Here is a 19,914-nt window from a genome sequence, read left to right as displayed (position 1 = left end):
GCCCATCCGACGCGCTCCCGCACCCTCTCCCAGTCGATCCGGCGGACGGGGAGGACGACCCGACGCGCATAAATAGGCGCCTACGGGTGCGATTTGGGCATCGATGGGATCGACCCTTCGCCCCGAGGCGCGTCTCACTCTCCACGACAGCCACCCGAACGAAGAAGATCGGGCATGCAAGGTCACGGCGACGACATTTCAATGATCCGATGTATGGTTCCTGCGAGCTACGGGCCGGACAACGCCCCGGCCGCACCGGTCCGCGACGTTCGGTCACACGCTCGTCACCACTTCCGAGCAGGGACCGCCGACCGTCCGGCTGCCGGTCCACCACCGAACAGGCCGAGGAGACCAACCCGACATGCCCGACACGAACGAACCGGCCACCGCACCGACAGCCCTGTTGGTCATGGAGGAAGAACGCCGGGCCGACGTCTACCCGCCCGCAGTGCTGGCCGAGATAGGCCGGCTCGTGCAATGGCAGGGACCGCCCCTCACCCGGCAGGAACTCGACGCGGACCCCGATGTGCTGCGGACCGTCGACCTTCTGCTCACGGGCTGGGGTGCACCCGTCCTCGATGACGCCCTCCTGTCACATGCCCCTCGGCTGCGGGCCGTTCTCGTCGCGGCGGGATCCGTCCGGCACCTGACCACACCCGCCTTCTGGGAGCGCGGCATCCCGATCGTCTCCGCCGCTGCGGCCAATGCCGTTCCGGTGGCGGAGTTCACCCTCGCCCATGTTCTCCTCGGACTGAAGCAGGCCCACCACATCGCGCGGGAGGTGACGCGGAGCCGCCGCTTCCCCACCGATCCCGACGTCCCGGGCGCCTACCGGTCACGGGTGGGCCTGGTGGGACTCGGACACATCGGCCGGCTCGTCGCCGCCCACCTCGCCCGCTTCGACGTCGAGGTCCTCGCCGCGGATCCCGTCGCCTCCGCGGACACCGCCCGGCGCGCGGGGGTCCGACTGGTCTCCATCGAGGAACTCTTCGCCACCTGTCACGTCGTCAGCCTGCACGCACCGCTTCTGCCCGAGACCCGCGGCTCGATCGGGGCACGACTGCTGAACTCCATGGGGCCGGGCACGACCCTGATCAACACCGCGCGGGGCGCACTGATCGACGAGACCGCCGCCACGCAGGTCCTGCGTGCCAGGCCCGACCTCACCGCCGTGCTCGACGTAACGCACCCCGAACCCCCGGCCCACGACTCGCCACTGTTCACCCTTCCCAACGTCGTCCTGACACCGCACCTGGCCGGCGCCCTGGGCGCCGAACGCCACCGCCTCGGACAGCTCGTGCTCGACGAACTCCGCCGCCTCGCCCAGAACCAACCGCTCCAGCACGCCATCGACCCCGCCCGCGCCGCCTCGCTGGCCTGACACCGCCGGGCACACCGACAAGAGCCTCTTCCCCCGGAAACCTCCGATCGGCGACGTCACGCAAGGTCATGCTGTACCGCATGCCAGGGTCCGGGCAAGCCTGCTCGGCACCCGCCTCCCCCAGCTCACAGCCAGGGACGTCACGTAATCGAAACGTGAGTGAGACGTCGGCGCGGGCGGCGCGACTTCGGGGCCGCGGCAAGCACCCCTCGGCCCCGAATCCGCTCTGCGGCGCCTCGGACCGGGCCGCCGCGCCGAGCGAAGGGGGCGACCACGAACCCGGGCGGGACCAACAGCGACTTCGGTGGCAGCCGGTCGCGGCGCTCACCCGGGTGAAGGCCGTCAGCCCGCACGGACCCCGACTCCCAAGGACCGCCGAGAGCACGGCAAGTGCCGAAGCGAGGGCCCATGCGCCCCCCGGAGCAGCCGTGCCGTGCGCGGGCGGTCGCCCGGCGCTGTCATCGGCGGCACCTCCGCGACCACGAGTACGGCGGGCCGGGGAACCCGAGCCGCGTTCGACCGACGTCGCCTCGCCCCGAACGCCCGGATCTCGCGGTTGTCATGCCCCGAAGGGTAGGGCCGGTGAACCCGGCGTGACGAACGGGAGTTCGGGCCCGGAGTCCGACATGTGGACGACTCCCCGTTCGACCCGGCGCGCCGGCTGTGCGGGCTGTGCGCTGTGCACGATGACGGGGAACGGCTCCGGTCGCGGCAACGCGCGGTCGGAGCCGTTCCCGTTCGTCGCGCGGGTCACCGGTGGAGGGGATCACCGGTGGTCCGTGGACGTCCCATGGCGGATACCGCCCACGATCGACGAACCCGGGACGGTACCCCGAAACGCGTGGAGGGGCCCTGGTGCCGTTGACACCAGGGCCCCGAAGGAACTGCTACACCATCCGCCGGCCCTGATCCTGCGCCGGCCTTCCGTTTCCGCAGACCCGACCGAACTGCCGTCGGGGGCGCGGGGATCGCGGTTGCTCGACCGGAGACCACCTCACTATCGATGTCCTGCGGTACCCGGGCTCGAGACTTCCGCCCGGGCGATCCCGATGGCGCTTCCACTCCTTCGTTGTTTCCTCGGTAACCATCTTGCGTACTGCGGTCCATCGGTACTGCGTACTGCCTGGTATTGCTTTACTGCCTGGTGGCCCGTGAAGGCGCCACCCCTTCTTCGGCAGCCGGCCCCGATCGCCTGTCCTACGCATTGCCTTGGCGTGGAACCCCACTGCCGAACCTCCCGGTGCGCGCGTCCGCAGCCGACGCCTTCACCGAGGTACTGCTCACCTACCGAACTGCGGGTACTGCGGGTACTGCGAATTGCACCTACCGGTACTGCGACTGCGTGAACTGCGGTACTGCTCGCGGCCCCTGATCATCCCGGGGCCGGCCGGTGCGGCCGTCAGTCCCGTCGCCGCCCTGCGACAACCCTGACTTCGGGACTCCACAAGCGCACCGTCCTGCAAACCTGCGACTGCGAGTACTGCACACTGCGACCACGGATACTGCGACCGGCAGTTCGTCTCTGCCAGGTCCTTCGGTCTCTCTGGCTACGAGAGAAACCATAACCACACCGGCACCCAATGTCTACTCCAGCCACAACAGATTTTCGCGCGTTCGACAGTGAGGTAATCGACTTCCGGTACAGGCGTGTCCTCGCTTCGGATGGGGTGGCCGGGTGTCGAAGCCGGTGTCGCACGCAGTCGGGACGGGCCTCGCCCCACGTCGGCGTCGACTCGAACCACTCCCGACCGGTGATCTGCCGCCGTCGCGTCATCGGCGTTGCGGGCTCCATTCGAAGAGCAGGATGGTCACGTCGTCCCGCAGTTGGTTGCGCTGGTAGTCGAGGATGGCGTGGATGAGCAGTCGCAGCACCTCGGCCGGGCGTTGTCCGGCGGAGGAGGAGCGGATGATGAAGTCGGTGAATCGGTCGAGGCCGAACTCCGCACCGTCCGCGTCGCGGGCCTCCACGACGCCGTCGGTGTAGAGCAGGACGCAATCGCCCGGTTCCAGGGTCGCCTCGTGGACTTGCCGGGCTGCCGGGGCGAGTGGACCGGCCAGGCCGATCGGCGGCTGTGGGGGGCTGTCCAGTGCCCCGGCGAGGACCCGCTCGGCACGGATCAGCAGCGGTGGGGGGTGACCGCAATTGACCCAGCGCAGCACCCCCGTGTCGGCGTCGAGCCGACACAGCACGCCGGTGCAGAAGTAGTCGGGCACCCACTGGGCGAGTGCCCGGTCGACGGAGCCGACGACGTCGGCCAGGTCGGCACCACCCCTGCGGGCGTTGCGCGCCGCCGCCATGGCGACCGACGTGGTCAGGCCGGCGGTCAGATCGTGACCCATGCCGTCGAGGATCATGGTGTGCAGGAAGTTCTTGACCACCGAGTGGTCGAAGGCATCGCCCGCGACGTCGTAGGCCGGTTCCAGGACGGCGGTCGATACGCACCTGCTGCTGCCGATGGTGCGGGGAGGCAGGAAGGCCCGCAACATCTCGGCGGGCAACCGCATGGTCGCGGTGCGGGTACGGGCGGCGAGCCAGTCGCTGTAGGCGCGCTTGGAGGTGATCAGCATGGCGAACAGATGGGCCAGCATCCGGCTGCGGCGTATCCGCGCCCCGTCGAGCGAGCTGGTCCGCACCGCCAGCACGCCCAGCCGCTCCGCACCGTCGACCAGAGGCATCCAGAGGGTCGAGCCGTCGTCGGCCTGGGCCACCCGCGGGGAGACCGTGCGATAGGCACAGCCGGCCGACGAGCTGTCCACCGGCAGCGGCTCCGAGGCCTCGTCGAGTGGGATGAGCAGTTGTTGTTGCAGGTCGACGAGATAGATCGACGCGGCGTCCAGGCCGAGGGCGGAGGCGCACCGGTTCGCCAGGGCGGGCAATTCGACCGGTAGGGCGGTCTGCGCCTCGACGATCAGCTCTTCCAGCCGATTCTCGTCGACGGCGGTGTCGGGGCCGGAGGACACGCGCGATGTATCCGACACGAAGATCACCCCTTCCGTACCCAGTTTCACACCGATCCTGTTCTCTCTCACGTCAGCCCGCCCGAGCCGATCACCGGCACCGGAACCCTCGGCACGAACGGCGGTCCTTGCCGGCCGTCACCGGCCGCGGCAAGGACCGCCGTCACGCGCGGGCCCGTTTCCCGGCAGTGCCACACCGCCGGGACCCGCATTGCCGAGCAGATCCCTGCTCAGCGAATCCCGGCTCGTCGGGGTGCGCCGGGTTCACCGGGTGCGGCGTGCCCACCGCCGCACCGGGTCACCTGTACTGCGTGGTGACGCTCACGCCGCCGAAGGTCTGCGACGCGGCGAGGGTGAAGTAGACCCAGCCGGATGGCGGGTCGGCGATCGTCAAGGTCTCACCGTTGCCGGTATTGGTCGACTTGGCCTGGTAGTTGCCGGTGGTGGCCCAGTTGTTGCCGCCGTAGTACAGGTCGGCGTTCCCGGTGCCGCCGCTACTGGTGATGGTCAGGTCCTTGGCACCGGCCGGCAGGTAGAGGAAGTGATAGCTGTTGTTGCCGGTGGTGGCCGCGAGGTTGTCCCGGCGGCAGTTCTTGTCGAACTGACGGGGGTCGGCGAGGGTGCACGGCGGGACGGACGATGCCTCCGGCAGCGGGCCGCAGTCGTCGGTGGCGCAGGTGGACGTCAGCCAGGTGGCGAAGCCGGCGTCGTAGCGGGTGCCGATGGTCTGCTTCAGGAAGGTGCGGGCGCCGTTCCAGTCGCCGGTGCGGTACATGCCGAGCACGGTCTCGACGTCCGCGGGGTGCGCCTGCAGCATGTAGCGGACGGCCAGGAAGCCCCAGCGGTAGACCCGGGCCGAGTTGACGTCGGGGTCCTCGTCCTGGTCGTAGACGGTGTCGAACAGTTCGCTGAGCGTGTAGGTCTTCGCGCCGGCCGCGGCGATGGCATCGGCGTTGCGCTCGTGGCGGTAGCCGAACGAGATGTTCTCGGCGATGCCCTCGACCCACCAGATGGTCGGCGTGGTCAGACTGGCCTCGAAGTCGCCGTACATGTTGTAGCGGCCGTCGAGGTAGTGGGTGTATTCGTGGTTGAGGTTCCAGATCTCGAAGGACGGACGCAGCCAGTCGGCCTCGTGCGCGATGAAGCGGGCCTGGTTGCCGGCCTGGGTCGGGTTGCCCTCCTCGTACATGCCGCCGTTGTCGACGTCGATGTTGTAGATGGCCCAGGCGTACAGCGCGTACTGGACGTAGTCGTCGAAGGCGACGACCTCGAGGTCGGTGTTCACGTCACCGGGGATGGCGCCCTTGTCGCCGATCACCCGATGGAAATAGGCGTCCTGGTTGACCAGACTGTTGCAGGTGGTGGCCAGTTGCCCGGGAGACATGTCCTGGGCACGGAACTTCAGGTTCGGGTTACAGGTGTGCCGGATCGGCAGGACCACCGGAAGCACCCGGTCGGCGAGGTCGCAGATGGCGTAGGCCGCACAGTTGTTCCGGTCGAACCGGCGTGTGTACCAGGCCAGGTTCATGGTGATCGGTGCGGTGGGGCCGACGTTCGGGTAGCGGTTGATCAGGTCCTTCAGCAGCGGCCGGACCCGGTCCTTGAGTTCGGGGACGTCGAGCGCGTAGCCGAGGTAGCGGCCGACGTTGCTGACCACGTCCAGGCGATTCAGCTGGGCGTTGTTGCGGGTGATGAAATCGGCCCAGGTGTCGAGGAACGCGGGGTCGGCCTTGAGCGCGGCCCGCCAACCGCGGCTGTCGTTCTTGGCCTTGAAGCCGTTCTCGACGACCCACTCGACGTGCTCCACGGCAAGGGTCATCCGGCTGGGCCAGGTGGAGTCGTAGCCGGCGAGCAGCCACTTGACGACGCCGGCGTAGCGGCCGGCCGTGTGGGTGCTGTCGATCAACGTGACGACTTCGTTGAGGGTTTCGCCGTTGGCGTCGGTGACGTCCTTGCTGCGCGGGGAGGCGAAGAAGGCGTCCAGGGCGCTGCGGGCCGCCGTGTCCAATGCCGGGCCGTAGTCGCCGACGGCGTCCGCGTGGTTGTCCTGTACGTAGTAGCCGGCGCGCAGGAACATCACCAGTTGTCCGATGGAGGTGGTGTTGGTGCCCGGGTATGTCGCGGAGGTGTCGCGCAGCGCGTCGGCGACGGTCACCATCTTGGCTTCGCGGAAGGCCGTCCCCGCGGCCTCCCCGGTGAGGTCGAACAGCGGGTAGGTGCAGGTGACCCTGGGGAGGGCCTTGAGTTGTTGGATCAGCGCGCCGCCCGAGGCGTTGATCACTCCGGACAGGTCGCCGCACTCGTCCCCGGCGGCCGAGAACCGCCTTTCCGCGTCGGCGGGTTCGGCGGTCGGGGCGGCCTGCGGGGCGGACTCCTCGGTGGTGCCTTCCTGCGAGGAGATCTTGGCGCCGAAACTGTCCGTCCGGGCGTCGGGCGACTTGGGGAGCGGGATCGACCGCGGCACCGGGGCCGCGGTTCTGCCGGCGCTGACACCGGCCGTGGCGCCGGCCGGGGCCGTGGCGCCGATCGGGGCAGCCTGACTCTGCGGCGCGAACAGGCCGAGGGCTATGAAGAAGGCCACGCCGAGCGCAGGGAGTCTGCGCGCATTGGCCTTCGCTATCCGGGAGGGACTCATCTGTGGGGGCCTCCGGAGCCGTTGTCGGCCGCGTACCGGGACGCGGCCTTCCGATATGCGACATGTAACATTGCACATGTCGCATCACGCCGGAAGAGCGAGCTTCGAACGAGTTTCCGTGCGCCCGACTCCGCGCCCGACTGCGGACGCCGGTTCGCGGTGACTGCGGAGTCGCCGACCGGCCGAGTTATCCGATGTCCGTTTGTTTCGAAGCCCGTTGAGGCCCTGCGGTGGGAGCCGATCGACCTGCGGCTTTCGCTCGATACCGCCCCGGGGTCGCGCCGAACTCCCGCTCGAAGGCATGCCGCGTACGGGGCTGCCGTAGCCGATTCGGCCCGCGACGATGGCCGGGGTCTCCGGGGTGTCGCGGAGTCTCCGCGCGTTCGATGGGCGCGTTCGATCGGCGCGACCGTTCGGCGTGCCTACAGGCCGAACTCCCTTCCCTGCCAACGGTTTCGCAGCCACCGGTCGTGACTAGCCACGACGATCGCGCCGGGGCCGGGGCCCAGGGCCTCCTCCAGTTCGTCGGCCAGCCGGGGTGAGAGGTGGTTGGTGGGTTCGTCGAGCAGGAGCAGCGTCGGCGGGTTCGCCACCAGCAGGGCAAGGGCGAGCCGGCGGCGTTGGCCCACCGACAGTTCCCCGACGCGTCGGTCCAGGTCCTGCGGGCCGATCAGGCCGAGCGAGAGCAGCGGTACGGCTTCGGCGCGTTCGGCGCCGAGGGCCGCCGCGTAGGTCGTGCGTACCGTGCGGTCCGGTCGGGGGAACACGGTGTCCTGGGCCAGCATTCCGACGGTGAGCCCCGGGCGGCGGCGGACGTCGCCGAGCGCCGGCAGCTGTCCGGCGAGGACCGCCAGCAGGGTCGACTTGCCGGCGCCGTTGGCTCCGGTGACCAGCAGGCGGTCGGTCGCCGGCACGTCGAGGCGGTCGACGCGCAGCCGGTCGGGCACGGTGACCCGCCGCAACGACAACAGCATCTCCGGCGCGCCTTCCGCGAGTTCGCCGGCCTCGATCGTGTCGGTCGTGTCGGTCGTGTCGGCGGAGTCGGTGAACTCGGTGGACACGCCGGACTCGGCGCTCTGCGCCGGATGGCCCGCGAGCGCGCCGGGCCGGAAGCGCAACGGCTGTGGCGGCTCGGGTACCTGGGCGCGGGTCAACTCGTCCAGGCGCCGCGACGCGTTGCGCACCCTCCGGGCGATCTGGTTCTGCACCCGGCCGCCGGCGTGTCCGTAGCCCATCTTCTCGTTGTCGCGCTTGACGCCGCCGCGCGCGACGCGGTGCGCCGTCGACTCGACCGCCGTACGCAACTCGGCGAGTTCCTTCTGCTCGTCGGCGAAACGCTGCTGCCACCGCTCGCGTTCCGCCCGCTTGTGGGCCTGGTAGCGGGTGTAGTCGCCGCCGAAGCGGGTGGGGCCGTGTACGGAAGGGTCGAGGTCGATCAGGTCCGTGCAGACCGCGTCCAGGAACGCCCGGTCGTGGCTTGCCGCGACGACGATCCCGGGCAGCATGCGCAGTTGCTCCTCCAGGAAGGCGGCAGCCGGGTCGTCGAGGTGGTTGGTGGGCTCGTCCAGGAGCAGTGCCGTCGGACGCCGGGCGAGCAGCGCGGCGAGCGCGAGTCGGCCGCGCTGCCCGCCGGACAGCGAGGCGAGCGTGCGATCGTGCGGCAGGTGCTCCAGGCCGAGGCCGGCGAGCATCACGTCCGCGCGTCGGTCGGCGTCCCAGACCTCGTGGTCCCGGGCGTGGTCGAGTTCTCGGCCGTACTCGGCGAGCAGTCCGGCGTACCCGGGCGAGTCCGGTGGGGCGTCGCCGAGGGCGCCGGTGAGCCCGTCGAGGCGGGCCAGGGTTTCCCGGGCTGCGCGCAGTGCGTCGTCGAGCACGTCGGCGATCGTCGCCGCAGGCTCGAACGGCATTTGCTGGTGCAGGAATCCGAGGTCCGCGGGGCGGACGACCGTACCCGCGTCGGGTTGGTCGATTCCGGCGAGCAGGCGCAGCAGGGTGGACTTGCCCACGCCGTTCTCGCCGATCAGTGCGATCCGCTGTCCGGGGGCGGCGATGAGGGAGACCCCGTCGAGTACCCGACGGGTGCCGAGGACTCGGACGAGGTCGTGCGCGAGCAGGGGTGCTGGGGGCATGAGTCACCGCCGAGAGGAAGGGTTTCCCGGTCGGGGCGGCCCGACCGGGGCGTGGAGGGGGGTACGCGGGCCGGTGCGGGACAGACGTGTGCCTGCCCCGCTACCGGCGCTCGGGTGGTGCGCGGAGCCGGTGGAACTCCTCGAAGCCGGTGGGGCGCGGAGCCGCTGAGGCGCGGCGGGTCAGTCCCCGTCCGGGCCGATGTCGCGCAGTCGTCCGTCACGCAGGAGCAGCCGGCGGTCCACCTTGATCTCGGTCAGGAAGCGCTCGTCGTGGCTGACCACGACGAAGGCGCCCTCGTAGGCGTTCAGCGCGCTCTCCAACTGGCCGACGCTGACCAGGTCGAGGTTGTTGGTCGGCTCGTCGAGCAGGAGCAACTGCGGTGCCGGTTCCGCGAACAGGATGCACGCCAGGGTGGCCCGCAGCCGCTCTCCCCCGGACAGCGCTCCGACCGGAAGGTGGATCCGCGCGCCTCGGAACAGGAAGCGGGCCAGCAGGTTCATCCGCTGCGCCTCGGGCATCGCCGGGGCGAACGCCGCGAGATTCCGAATCACCGTGCGGTCCGGGTCCAGCAGGTCCAGTCGCTGGGACAGGTAGGCCACCCGGCCGTCGGCTCGCCTGATCTCGGCGCCCTCCGGCGGCACGTCCCGGCCGATCATCCGCAACAGGGAGGACTTCCCCACGCCGTTGGGGCCGGTCAGCGCAATCCGTTCGGGCCCGCGGATGGTCAGCGCGACGCCGCCTTCCTCGAACAGCGCCCGCTGTCCGTAGCGGACCTGCATCGCCTCGCCGTGGAAGACGGTACGCCCGGCCGGGACCTTGGTCCCGGGCAGTTCCAGGCTGATCCGCTGTTCGTCGCGCACGGCGCGTTCGGCCTCGTCCAGCCGAGCCTTGGCCTCGCCGACGCGCGCGGTGTGCGTCTCGTTGGCTTTGCCCGCCGACTCCTGGGCGTTGCGCTTCATCGTGCCCGCGAAGATCTTCGGCAGGCCCGCGTTGCCGAGGTTGCGGGCGGCGTTGCTCGCTCGCCGTGCGGCTCGCTCGCGAGCCTGCTGGAGTTCCCGCTTCTCGCGTTTGACCTCCTGTTCTGCGTTGCGGATGTTCTTCTCGGCGACCTCGCGCGCCGCGGCGACCGCTGCCTCGTACCGGGTGAAGTTGCCTCCGTGGAACCGCAGTTCGCCCCGGTCGAGTTCCGCGATGCGGTCCATCCGGTCCAGCAGCGCCCGGTCGTGGCTGACCAGCAGGAGGACGCCGTTCCAGTTCTCCAGCAGGTCGTAGAGCCGGCGCCGCGCGTCGAGGTCGAGGTTGTTGGTCGGCTCGTCGAGGAGCAACACGTCCGGCCGCTTGAGCAGTTGCGCGGCCAGGCCGAGGGAGACGACCTGGCCGCCGCTGAGCGTGTGCAGTTCGCGGGTGAGCGGGAGGTCACCGAGCGCGAGGCGGTCCAGTTGGGCGGCGGTGCGCTCCTCGATGTCCCAGTCGTCGCCGATGGTGGTGAAGTGCTCCTCGGCGGTGTCCCCGGACTCGATGGCGTTCAGCGCGGCGATCACCTCGGCGACGCCGAGCACTTCGGCCACGGTCAGGTCGCCGGTCAGGGGCAGTGTCTGCGGGAGGTATCCCAGCAGACCGTCGACCGAGACGGTGCCACCGGTGGGTCGGTACTCGCCGGCGATCAGCTTGAGCAGCGTGCTCTTGCCGGCGCCGTTGGGCGCGACCAGGCCGGTTCGGCCCGGGCCCACGGTGAACGAGAGGTCCCGGAAGACGGGGGTGTCGTCGGGCCAGGAAAAGGACATGCGGGTGCAGATGACGGATGCGTCGGGCATGCGAACGAGCCTCGTGAAAGTGATGCGGGTGCGCGGGGGCGCCCCGGCGGGGAAGTGGGAATCGTGGAACGACGACATGACCGAGGCTGCTGCGCGTCCCGCGCGCCTGCCTTCGGTCGGGCTCTTCCGGTATCAGCCGGAGATGTCGTCTTCTGTTCCCACGCCGCTCTCCCAGGTCTTCCGAATCACTGCCCGGCAACATATCAGCCGCGCGGCGCGGCGTGTCGGCCCCTCGGCCGAGCCGGTCGGGCCCGCCGAGGACCGACGGCTCGGGCAGCGCCCGAGGACGCCGGGCTCGGCTGCGCGACCGGCTCCGAACCGTCACGCCCGGGCCCGCTCCGGCCCGAGCATTCCGGGCCCATCCGGTCCGCGTCGCCCTCCCGCATTCACTCCTGTGGCCGCGCCGAGTTGCGGATCCGGGACTTCATTGGCGATCCCGCCCCGTCGAGCGCAGGATGGAAGTGGTGACCTCCGAAGGAGATGATCCACAATGCTCGCTGTGCGTTCGATCAACGAAGCCGACGAGAGTCGCGACATGCCGCACGGCCACCTCGACGTGGTCAGCTTGGAAGGCGTCGATTTCGGCGTTGCCCGCTTCGAGGCGGGTTGGCGATGGTCTCAGGACGTCGCGCCGATCGCGGGAACCGAAAGTTGTCAGTTCCACCACAACGGCTATGTCGCCCAAGGGCACCTGCACATCCGCATGGACGACGGTGAGGAGAGGGACCTCGGCGCAGGCGATGTCTTCGTCTGCGATCCCGGCCACGACGCGTGGGTTGTCGGCGACGAGACCGCGGTGGTCTTCGACTTCGCCGGCAACATCCACGAGTACGCCGTGCAGTCCGAATAATCGAACCCGGATCGCAGGACCGCGCCTTGCACGCGCGGACGGCGACCCGCGTCTACCCGCATCACCGCTCGGGCGGAGACCCCCGCAACCGGAGCCGTCCGCCGCACCGCCCGGCGTCCACGCGACCACCGACCCGGCGCCGCCCTCGGCCGGCGACACCGGCCTCGCGCCCTGGTCGGCGGCGGTTCCGGAGGCTTGGGCGAACACGCTCCGAGGCGTCACGCATCGGCCGGTGGCAGGTTCCGGCCCCGGTCGGGGTCGTGCAGGGCGGCGAAGCGCACGTTGTGCCACAAGGACTGGAACGCGTACGTGAGTTGCTCGTAGAGCTCGCGTTGATCCTCGAGGTGCCCGGCAACCTGTACGGTGCGTCCCCCGGTACCGGCACCGGCATCGGCGTCCGGAAAGAGCATCGCGGTGTAAACCTTGCCTTGGTCGCGGGGATCGCCGGAGCGGCCGAAGACGATGAAGTCCCAGGTCTGGGCGCCGCCCGAGGCCACCCCCGAGTCGCGCAGCAGCAGTGCGCAGGCCGGCGGTTGCCGCCACACCTGGAGCGGGGCCCACACGGCGAGCGTCGAGTCGACCGCGCGCCAGGTCGGCGCGGGCCGACCGATGTGGTGCAGATCCCCGAACAGGTCGCGGCGGAGTTCCACGTAGTGGGGCGCGATGCCGGCCAGGTCCTCGACCGCGGAGGCCAGGTCCATCCGGCTGTCGCAATGATCCAGGCTGTGCTCACGGGATTCCAGCCGCCGGCGAAACCACGGCTTGAGCGTGGAGTCCAGCGCGCCGAGAGGGTACGCGTCCTCGGCGCACTCCGCGGTGAACAGGGCGGCCTGGTACAAGCCTCGATACTGCGCGGCCAGATCCATGTGCTCCCCCTGGTCTGTTCCCGAACCGCCGATGCCGTGACCGGGAATGGTTCCGCGTCCCGGTCGCGGCATCAGGCTATGCCCGTCGCGGCGAGCAGGGGCGAGGGTGCGAGCGGCTCCGCCGTGGCGAGTGGGCGAGTGGTCGGTCCCGTGGTGCCGATACCGAGGACGTCGCGGCCGTGTTCGGCAAACTTCGCGGTATGGCCTGCGGCTTGCAGCTCGGCGAGCGTGGTCCACTGCCGGCCGGCGTCGGGGACGTACCGGCGTTCGTCCTGGCAGACCGGGCAGTCGGGGCGGGGGCCGGCGTACTGGGTGCCGCAGGTGGCACAGATCGGGAGGTGGGCGCCGGGATAGGTGCGCCGGGCCGGCCCGGGTGCGGACATGGGTGCGCCTTCGGTGTCAGGCATGGGAGCCAGCGATGAGGTCGGTGGTCGGGTGGGCCTGGGCGGGCTGCCGGCCGAGCAGGCGCACGGCGCGGTCGCCGGAGACGGTCTGGTCGAGCGCGAGGGCCTGGGCGAACGGGAGGCCGAGGGTTTCGGCGGCCTGTTCGAGCGGCCAGGGTTCGGCGCGGCCGACACCGCCCGCTGCCAGGTCGGTGGCGGCGAGTGCCGGGGTGGCGACGGAGTCGACGTGGTCGGCGAGGCTGTGGATGGCGACGACGACATGGGCGCGGGGCCGTCGGCTATCTCGGTGAGACGGGTCGGCGCGTTTTCGTGGCGGCCTCGGCCGAGGTCGAGGAGGGCTTCCGCGCAGGCGCTCCGGACGGCGGGGCACACCGGCTGCGCCGGCCTGGTGGACGACGGCGTGCCGGACGGCGGCGTGGTGTGCCCTCTCGTCGCCGTCGATGGCCGCGAGGACGGCGAGGACGCCGTGGAGCATCGCCTCGTGGTGGTGATTGGCGGTGCTTCGGGCGATGTCAGGCCCTCGACGGCGGTGCTGTGGGCGTGGTGGTGGCGGCCGAGGAACAGGCGGCAACGGGCGAGGCGGAGCAGCAGCATGGGCAGGGTGCCGACCGCGCCCTGCTCGCGGGCCCGCCGTTCGAGCGCCTGGGCCTGATCGTGCACGGCCCGGTAGCCCTCCGGCGGCGTCGCGGCGCAGGGCATCGAGGGCGGCGATGTGGGGTGTTCGTCCGTGCAGCACGAAGGTCGACTTGGCCGGGAGCCCGCGCCGCCGAGGCAACCGTGGCCGCAGGGGTGTCCGACCAACCGCATTCGACCGCGAGGACGGGACTACCAAAACCGTCACGCGGTCGAATGCGGGTATCGACCGTCCGCAGGGAACGTTGCCGCGGCGATCGGGTATGACGGGTGCGCCGTGCGATTCGAGGCCACCGGCATCGGCACCGTCTCACCGTCGCCGCAGTCCGCACATGGCCGTGACCGGGATCAACTTTGTTCCGCGTGCCAATCGGCGCAGGTCACGACCTCGAATCCGCGGCTCGGGAAGACGGCGTCCATGAAGAAGTCGTGCATTGCCGTATCACCGTCGGCGCAACCGTCCCGCAGAACGGTCACGCGGTAGTCCCGGTCCGCCGCGTCGTAGCACGTCGCGGCCACCATGGCGCTGGTCGCGACTCCGGCGATCGCGAGAGTGCCGACGCCCTTCGCGCGGAGCACGATGTCGAGATCCGTGCCGGCGAACGCGCTGCCGCGCCGTTTCGTCACGACGACGTCCTCGTCGGCTACCGGCAGGGCGATCTCGGTGCCGGACGATCCCTCGTGAAAGGCGTCCCCGGCTTCGTGGAACGTCCTGAAGAGTGCGTTGCCCGGGGGCAGGTCGGCCCCGTTGGGCCGCAAGGCGAAGTGCACGAACACCACGAGGGCCCCGGCCGCGCGGGCACGCGGCAGCAGTTCGGTGAGCGGCGGCACGACACGTCTGGTGAAGGGGTAGTTGCTCGTGATGCCCTGCTGGATGTCACCGATGATCAGTGCGGTGCTCACGACACGCTCCCGTCCGGTCTTTCCATGCGGCGCCCTGGGTTCGGCAAGGCGGCCATTGCGGCGGCCATGGTAGTGCCGATGGCCGACCGTCCGCGGAGGAGACCGTCTGCGCTCGACCGCAGGTGGCCCCGGCGACGCGGCCTCCGGCGACGCGCTCGCAACGCGCTTGCGGCAACCGGCTGTTGGGCCCGCCGAGTCGGGCCGATCGGCCCTGGGGCGGGCAACGGGCCCACGACAACCTGAAGCCGAGGCCCGGGAGAGCACGTTCGTGGCCGAGCGCCGAGCACCGGGCCCGGCGCCCGCAGAGAGGGAATCGACATGGCAACGTCGCACGACCACCGGCTGTCCCCGCGCCTGCACCTGCCGCACCGCGCCGGCTCGGCGCCCCGAACCAGGGTCGAGCGGACCGCGTCCGACACCGCGGCCGGCCCGCCGGCCATCGCCGCGGTCCGCACCACCGACATCGCCGTGACCGGCCTGCGCGTCCTGCTGGGCTTCGTCTTCCTGTGGGCGTTCCTGGACAAGACCTTCGGCCTCGGTTACGCCACCGCGAGCGGCAAGGGTTGGATCGACGGCGGCTCCCCCACGAAGGGCTTCCTCTCCCACGTGGACGTCGGCCCGATGGCCGGCACCCTGCGCGGCTGGGCCGGCGAACCCTGGGCCGACTGGCTGTTCATGCTCGGCCTGTCGGCCGTCGGCGTCGCGCTGATCCTGGGCATCGGTCTGCGTCTCGCGGCCGGCGCCGGCACCGCGATGATGGCGCTGATGTGGATCGCCGAATGGCCGCCCGCCAAGCACCTCGACAGCGGCAAACCCACCGCCTCCACCAACCCGTTCACCGACTACCACGTCATCTACGCGATCTCCCTGATCGTCCTCGCCGCGGTCGCCGTCGGCAGCCGGCTGGGCCTGGGCGCCCGGTGGGCCCGCCTGCCATTCGTTCGGGACCACCGCTGGCTGCTCTGATCACCACCACGCTCGGCCGGGCATCGTCCCCGTGACGGGCCCGGCCGAGCCTGGTGCGTCGGGCCACCCGATCCGACCCGAAGGAACAGGAGCCGGCAGCCATGCGCGCACCGCGACCACAGCCCGAGGAACCCACCTCCCGTCGATCCGCGGCACGATCGCCCGCCGGCATCCGCGCCGGGTGGGAGAGCATCGGCGACTGCATCCGCCACGACATCGACGCCGCCGACTTCCACTGAGAAGACCGTCGGAAACAACCGCGACGGGGGTTCCTCCCGGCGACCTCCGAACAGGAGTGCGTCCCGGCCCGTGGACACAGGGCCTTTCGGCCCTGGTCGGGGACCGGTCGGGGGTTCGATGGTGGGGGGATGAGCGACTACCCCGTGACGAAACGTCCTCTCGACCGCCGGGAGACGTTGGAACTGATGGCGGGCGCGCAGGTGGGACGCGTCGTCGTCAGCGAGGGCGCTCTCCCCGCCGTGTACCTGGTGACGTTCGCCCTCGACCGGGAATGCGTGGTTTTCCGTGCCTCCGCCGACTCCGCTCTCGCGAAGGCCGCGCTCGAGACGGTGGTCGCGTTCCAGGCCGATCAAGTCGACCACGTCGACCACGTCGACCGATCCGCCCGAACGGGATGGACGGGCTGGACGGGCACCGTCACCGGCCACGCCTCGCGCGTCCGGGACCCCGCCGCCGTCGCGCATCTGGACCATCTGCTTCCCGAGGCCGACGGTGACGGTGCGGGACATGTGTGGTTCCGGGTCACCTCCGAACTCGTCACGGGCCACCTGGTGCAACGAGCGGGCGATGGCTCCGTCCTCGAACCCGACGTCCCGAGGTCGCGAACGACGCCCCCGGGGTGAAGCGGCGGCATCCGCACCACCCGCCCGCGACACGGGTTACACCCTCCTCCCCCGGCCCGGGGACCTCGGAGCCGAGGCCCGCGACCTCGTGGCGATCCTCGGCTGCGGATGCGTGAGGAGCACGCCCGCTGCCCGCTGGTGATCGTCCCGGCCACGCACCACGCGGAATCGGCCGAACGCGACTGAGCGTGGGCCGAGCCGGGCACCCGAGGAAAGGATCGGCGTCCGACCCGACGATCACCGTCCGACAGGAGACCGCCATGAACCAGGCATCGAACCCCACCACCGGATCGCCCGCGCCATCGACGCCGCCCCGCGGCCACGTCGTCGTCGGATTCGACGGCTCACCCGGTGCCGAACGTGCCGTGGACCTGGCCGCGGACGAAGCCGTACGCCGGCACACCACCCTCGAAGTGCTGCACGCGCTGGAAGGGGTCGAAGTCGCCGGTGGGAACGACCGCTTCGGTCGACAACTGCGCGAGAACGCCCGGGCCATCGTCGACCGGGGCGCCGCCCGCGCCCGTGCCCGTCACGGCGACCTGTCGGTGCTCGCCACGATCGAACTCGCCGACGCCATCGACGCGTTGGCAACCGCGGCCGACCGGGCCGCGCTCCTGGTCGTCGGCAGCCGGGGACTGGGCGGCTTCGCCGCCCTCCTGATCGGCTCGGTCGGCCTCACCGTCGCGGCGACGGCCCGATGCCCGCTGCTGGTCGTCCACCCCGACCACGAGACCACCGCCGACCGCATCCCGAAGTCGATCGTGGTGGGCGTCTCCGACGACGACTGCGCCCCCGCCCTGGAGGCCGCCTTCGCCCAGGCCCAGGCCCGACACCTGCCCCTGCGGGCCATCCATGCGTGGCGCTACCCCGCGATGACGGCCGGCGGCGTCGGGTTCGCCCCGGCCATGTGGCTCATGGACGACTGGCGGGCCGCGGCGCAGGCCGGCGCGGCCGCCGCACTCGCACCCTTCGGCAGCAAGTACCCGTACGTCACCGTCACCGAGGACGTCGTCCTGGACACGCCTTCGCACGCCTTGATCACCGCGAGCGCCGATGCCGACCTGGTCGTGCTCGCCGCGCACCGCAACACCGGCCGCTTCGGCCCCAACCTGGGCCGCGTCACCCACACCGTCCTCCACCACGCCAGGTCCCCCGTCCTCCTCGTCCCGGTGCACGGCCGAGCCGAGAAGGATCGGGCCGACGACTGACGCCCGGGTGGGCCCCCGGACGACGGCGGTACCGCTCTCGCACCGGTACTTGGCCGGGGCACGCCCTCCCGTCCGCGCGTCGCCCCCGCGAAGCGCGCGGAGGCCCTGCGGTCGGCCGACCCGCCCTTCGCGCAGCAGCGCGAGCTCGTCCACGTCGAACGGCCCTCTGTCGCGCTCGTGAACGCGAGGAACTCACCCGCGTGGAAGGTCGGGCCGCCCGCTATCGCGCGTCGGCTCGCCCGGTCGGCTCGCGGTCGCGCCCGGTGGCGGCCAGCAGGGCGATCACCGCGAGCAGGACCAACAGGACGACCACCCACAGCAGGATGACCAATGCCGTCGGGTGATTCCACAGGGCGAAGCCGAGGGTGACCAGGAGCAGCGCGCCGAGGGTGAGCCACCGGCGTTGCGCGGCCACCCAGGTACCGACCTTGCCGGTGCCCATTCCGTGCTTGTGGCCGGAGCGGGCGACCGCGTCGGCGCCGCGGTCGGCGGTGGCGCGCAGGGCGCGCGGCAGGCGTCCCGTACCCGAGAGGTAGGCGCCGATGCCCACCACCACGCCCAGGACGAGCGCGGTGCGGACGCTGTTCTTCAAAAAGCGCAGCAGCGTGTCGAAGATCGCTCCGGCCGCCGCCGGGGACTGCACCGTCGCGGGCAGGTGGTCGAGGTAGTAGCGGCGCGCGATCGCCAGGCCGATGGCCAGGATCAGGCACGCGAAGGCGGCGCCCAGGGCGGTGGTCACCAGGGCGCGGCGGCGCCGACGGGCCAGGAGGACCCCGATCGCGCCGAGCAGCACGGTGAGCACCGGAAGCCAATTGCCCAGCACGTCGAGTGCGTGCGCGGCGTCCTGGATCTTCTTCAACTTGTCCGACTTGACCAGCACCATCTTCTTGTCGACGTCGGGGATCTGCTCGGCCGGGGTGACCCCGGCCGCGACGAGGTCCTGTTTGACCGTGTCCACGGCGGCGCCGACGTCGAGCGTCACGGTGCCGTCCTCGACATCCACCGAGCCGCGGCCCTCGCCGGTGAGCACCTTGACGACGTCGGAGTGGGCGGTGCGGTTGGCATTCGTCCAGACCTTCTCGAACCGGTCGCTCTCCACGAAGCGGGTGGCCGCCCGCTGGGCCACCTGGTCGACGGCGTCGTTCAGTTGTGGGCCCAGCCCCTTCACCGCGGTGCCAACCCTCGGCGGGAGTCCCTGGGCCTCCAGCCAGGCCGCGATGTCCGCGGTGACCTGGGCGCCGTCCACCCGCACGTCGACCGCTTCGGTGATGCGGTGGGCGGCGGCGTCCTCGATCGCCGGGTTCGACGCGAGCGGCTTCACCGTCGAGACGTACCGGTCGGTGTCGAGCACGATGTCGTGTACCCACACGGTGATCAGCGAGACCGGCACGAGGACGCAGGTGAGCGTGATCAGCACCGCGGACAGGGTGCTCATCACGATCCGCCCCGCACGCCGAGCGCCTCGGTGCCCGGGCTCTCGCCGGGCCGAGGCCGGTGCCGCACCGGTGGGCGGCTCGGACGGCGTACTCATATGGCGCTCCCGGGGACGGTGCGGCGAACTGCCGCATCCCTCCATTGGGTACTCCCCGTGACCGGCGCGCACCCGGGGTTACGCCCTCCGGGCGAGCCGTCGATCCCGTCCCGATCCCCGCGTCGTCGGTGCCGGGCACTCGGCGAACGGGTGAGCCGGTCGGCCGCGGCGCGTCGTCGACAGGCGCAGGCGCCCCGGCCTCCTACCGTGGAAAGGTGTCCCGTCCCCCCGGATCGTCCGAGAGATCACGGAAGCGCGGCGCGCCTCGCACGCCCCGGACCGACTACGCCGGTGCCGTGTACGGGTCCCTGCTCGCGGCCTCCGTGGTGGCCACCGCCGGAACCCTGGGCGACTACCCACGACTCCAACTCGTCCTCCTGCTCCTCGTCACCGGCCTGGTGTTCTGGGCCGCGCACGTCTACGCCCACCTGGTGGGTGAACGCACGCTCGGCCAACGCTGGACCCGGGCGGAGGTACGCCGCGTCGCGGCCCACGAGTGGTCCATCGTCGAAGCCGCCGCCCTGCCCGCCCTGGCCGTGGCCGTCAGCCCCCTCTTCGGGCTGGGCCTGAGCACCACCGCATGGCTCGCCCTCGGCGTCGCCGTGGCCCAACAGGTCCTGTGGGCGTCCCTGGGAGCCGCCGCGGCCGGCGCCGACCGCAGTCAGGTGGCGGTCGAGGGCGCGGTGAACCTCGTGCTCGGCCTGATCATCGTCGCCGCCAAGGCGGCGCTGGGGCACTGACCACCACGGCGTCGGAACGCGTGCCGGGTCCG

The 19,914-nt window shown here is 71.2% G+C and carries 16 protein-coding genes; 8 read left to right on the top strand and 8 right to left on the bottom strand.

The window, feature by feature from the left end; all coding sequences use genetic code 11:
* Positions 1-361 precede the first annotated feature (361 nt).
* Positions 362-1,381: a hydroxyacid dehydrogenase gene (locus ACFZBU_RS38230; protein WP_391588366.1), complete on the top strand. Its 1,020-nt coding sequence runs from the start codon at positions 362-364 to the stop codon at positions 1,379-1,381.
* 1,770 nt (positions 1,382-3,151) lie between these two features.
* Here the strand turns inward: ACFZBU_RS38230 and ACFZBU_RS38225 are convergent.
* From ACFZBU_RS38225 to abc-f, 4 genes are all read right to left on the bottom strand, one after another.
* On the bottom strand, positions 3,152-4,390 hold the full coding sequence (locus ACFZBU_RS38225) for a PP2C family protein-serine/threonine phosphatase (protein ID WP_391588365.1): 1,239 nt from the start codon (positions 4,388-4,390) through the stop codon (positions 3,152-3,154).
* A 247-nt stretch (positions 4,391-4,637) separates the two neighbouring features.
* Entirely contained in the window at positions 4,638-6,974 is a 2,337-nt protein-coding gene (locus ACFZBU_RS38220) for a collagenase (protein ID WP_391588364.1), read from the bottom strand.
* Between the two features lie 422 nt (positions 6,975-7,396).
* Positions 7,397-9,103, bottom strand: coding sequence for an ABC-F family ATP-binding cassette domain-containing protein (locus ACFZBU_RS38215; protein ID WP_391588363.1), 1,707 nt, complete (start codon positions 9,101-9,103; stop codon positions 7,397-7,399).
* A 180-nt stretch (positions 9,104-9,283) separates the two neighbouring features.
* Positions 9,284-10,918 (bottom strand): ribosomal protection-like ABC-F family protein, encoded by a 1,635-nt coding sequence (gene abc-f, locus ACFZBU_RS38210; protein WP_391588362.1) that lies wholly within the window; start codon positions 10,916-10,918, stop codon positions 9,284-9,286.
* 490 nt (positions 10,919-11,408) lie between these two features.
* Here abc-f and ACFZBU_RS38205 point away from each other — a divergent pair, with 490 nt between their 5' ends.
* Positions 11,409-11,768 carry a cupin domain-containing protein gene (locus ACFZBU_RS38205; RefSeq protein ID WP_391588361.1) on the top strand — a complete coding sequence of 120 codons (360 nt, stop codon included), beginning with the start codon at positions 11,409-11,411 and terminating at the stop codon, positions 11,766-11,768.
* A 218-nt stretch (positions 11,769-11,986) separates the two neighbouring features.
* Here ACFZBU_RS38205 and ACFZBU_RS38200 read toward each other — a convergent pair whose 3' ends face one another.
* Positions 11,987-12,634 (bottom strand): hypothetical protein, encoded by a 648-nt coding sequence (locus ACFZBU_RS38200; RefSeq protein WP_391588360.1) that lies wholly within the window; start codon positions 12,632-12,634, stop codon positions 11,987-11,989.
* Positions 12,635-12,705: 71 nt separating this feature from the next.
* The gene (locus tag ACFZBU_RS38195) at positions 12,706-13,017 is read right to left on the bottom strand and encodes a hypothetical protein (RefSeq protein ID WP_391588359.1); all 312 of its coding nucleotides are present in this window, start codon (positions 13,015-13,017) and stop codon (positions 12,706-12,708) included.
* Positions 13,018-13,039: 22 nt separating this feature from the next.
* Between ACFZBU_RS38195 and ACFZBU_RS38190 the strand changes: the two genes are divergently transcribed.
* Positions 13,040-13,690 (top strand): hypothetical protein, encoded by a 651-nt coding sequence (locus ACFZBU_RS38190; RefSeq protein ID WP_391588358.1) that lies wholly within the window; start codon positions 13,040-13,042, stop codon positions 13,688-13,690.
* Between the two features lie 329 nt (positions 13,691-14,019).
* Here the strand turns inward: ACFZBU_RS38190 and ACFZBU_RS38185 are convergent, their stop codons facing one another.
* Positions 14,020-14,574, bottom strand: a complete 555-nt coding sequence (locus tag ACFZBU_RS38185) for a cysteine hydrolase family protein (protein ID WP_391588357.1) — start codon at positions 14,572-14,574, stop codon at positions 14,020-14,022.
* A gap of 318 nt (positions 14,575-14,892) precedes the next feature.
* Between ACFZBU_RS38185 and ACFZBU_RS38180 the strand changes: the two genes are divergently transcribed.
* The 4 genes from ACFZBU_RS38180 to ACFZBU_RS38165 all read left to right on the top strand — a co-directional run bounded on the left by ACFZBU_RS38180 (position 14,893) and on the right by ACFZBU_RS38165 (position 17,611).
* Positions 14,893-15,540, top strand: coding sequence for a hypothetical protein (locus ACFZBU_RS38180; protein ID WP_391588356.1), 648 nt, complete (start codon positions 14,893-14,895; stop codon positions 15,538-15,540).
* A gap of 101 nt (positions 15,541-15,641) precedes the next feature.
* Positions 15,642-15,779: a hypothetical protein gene (locus ACFZBU_RS38175; RefSeq protein WP_391588355.1), complete on the top strand. Its 138-nt coding sequence runs from the start codon at positions 15,642-15,644 to the stop codon at positions 15,777-15,779.
* Positions 15,780-15,908: 129 nt separating this feature from the next.
* Positions 15,909-16,403 (top strand): pyridoxamine 5'-phosphate oxidase family protein, encoded by a 495-nt coding sequence (locus ACFZBU_RS38170; RefSeq protein ID WP_391588354.1) that lies wholly within the window; start codon positions 15,909-15,911, stop codon positions 16,401-16,403.
* A 260-nt stretch (positions 16,404-16,663) separates the two neighbouring features.
* Complete coding sequence (locus ACFZBU_RS38165) at positions 16,664-17,611, top strand: universal stress protein (protein ID WP_391588353.1); 948 nt, start codon at positions 16,664-16,666, stop codon at positions 17,609-17,611.
* A 220-nt stretch (positions 17,612-17,831) separates the two neighbouring features.
* On the opposite strand, the gene ACFZBU_RS38160 is transcribed toward ACFZBU_RS38165, so the two are convergent.
* Positions 17,832-19,046: a hypothetical protein gene (locus ACFZBU_RS38160; protein WP_391588352.1), complete on the bottom strand. Its 1,215-nt coding sequence runs from the start codon at positions 19,044-19,046 to the stop codon at positions 17,832-17,834.
* A gap of 392 nt (positions 19,047-19,438) precedes the next feature.
* On the opposite strand from ACFZBU_RS38160, the gene ACFZBU_RS38155 reads away from it, so the two are divergent.
* On the top strand, positions 19,439-19,882 hold the full coding sequence (locus ACFZBU_RS38155; protein WP_391588351.1) for a hypothetical protein: 444 nt from the start codon (positions 19,439-19,441) through the stop codon (positions 19,880-19,882).
* Positions 19,883-19,914 lie beyond the last annotated feature (32 nt).

It is taken from the genome of Embleya sp. NPDC008237 (assembly GCF_042956465.1).
In the GTDB taxonomy this organism is placed as follows: Bacteria; Actinomycetota; Actinomycetes; order Streptomycetales; family Streptomycetaceae; genus Embleya.
Note: the sequence above shows the minus strand (reverse complement) of the source record. Positions and strands in the feature narration are given on the sequence as shown.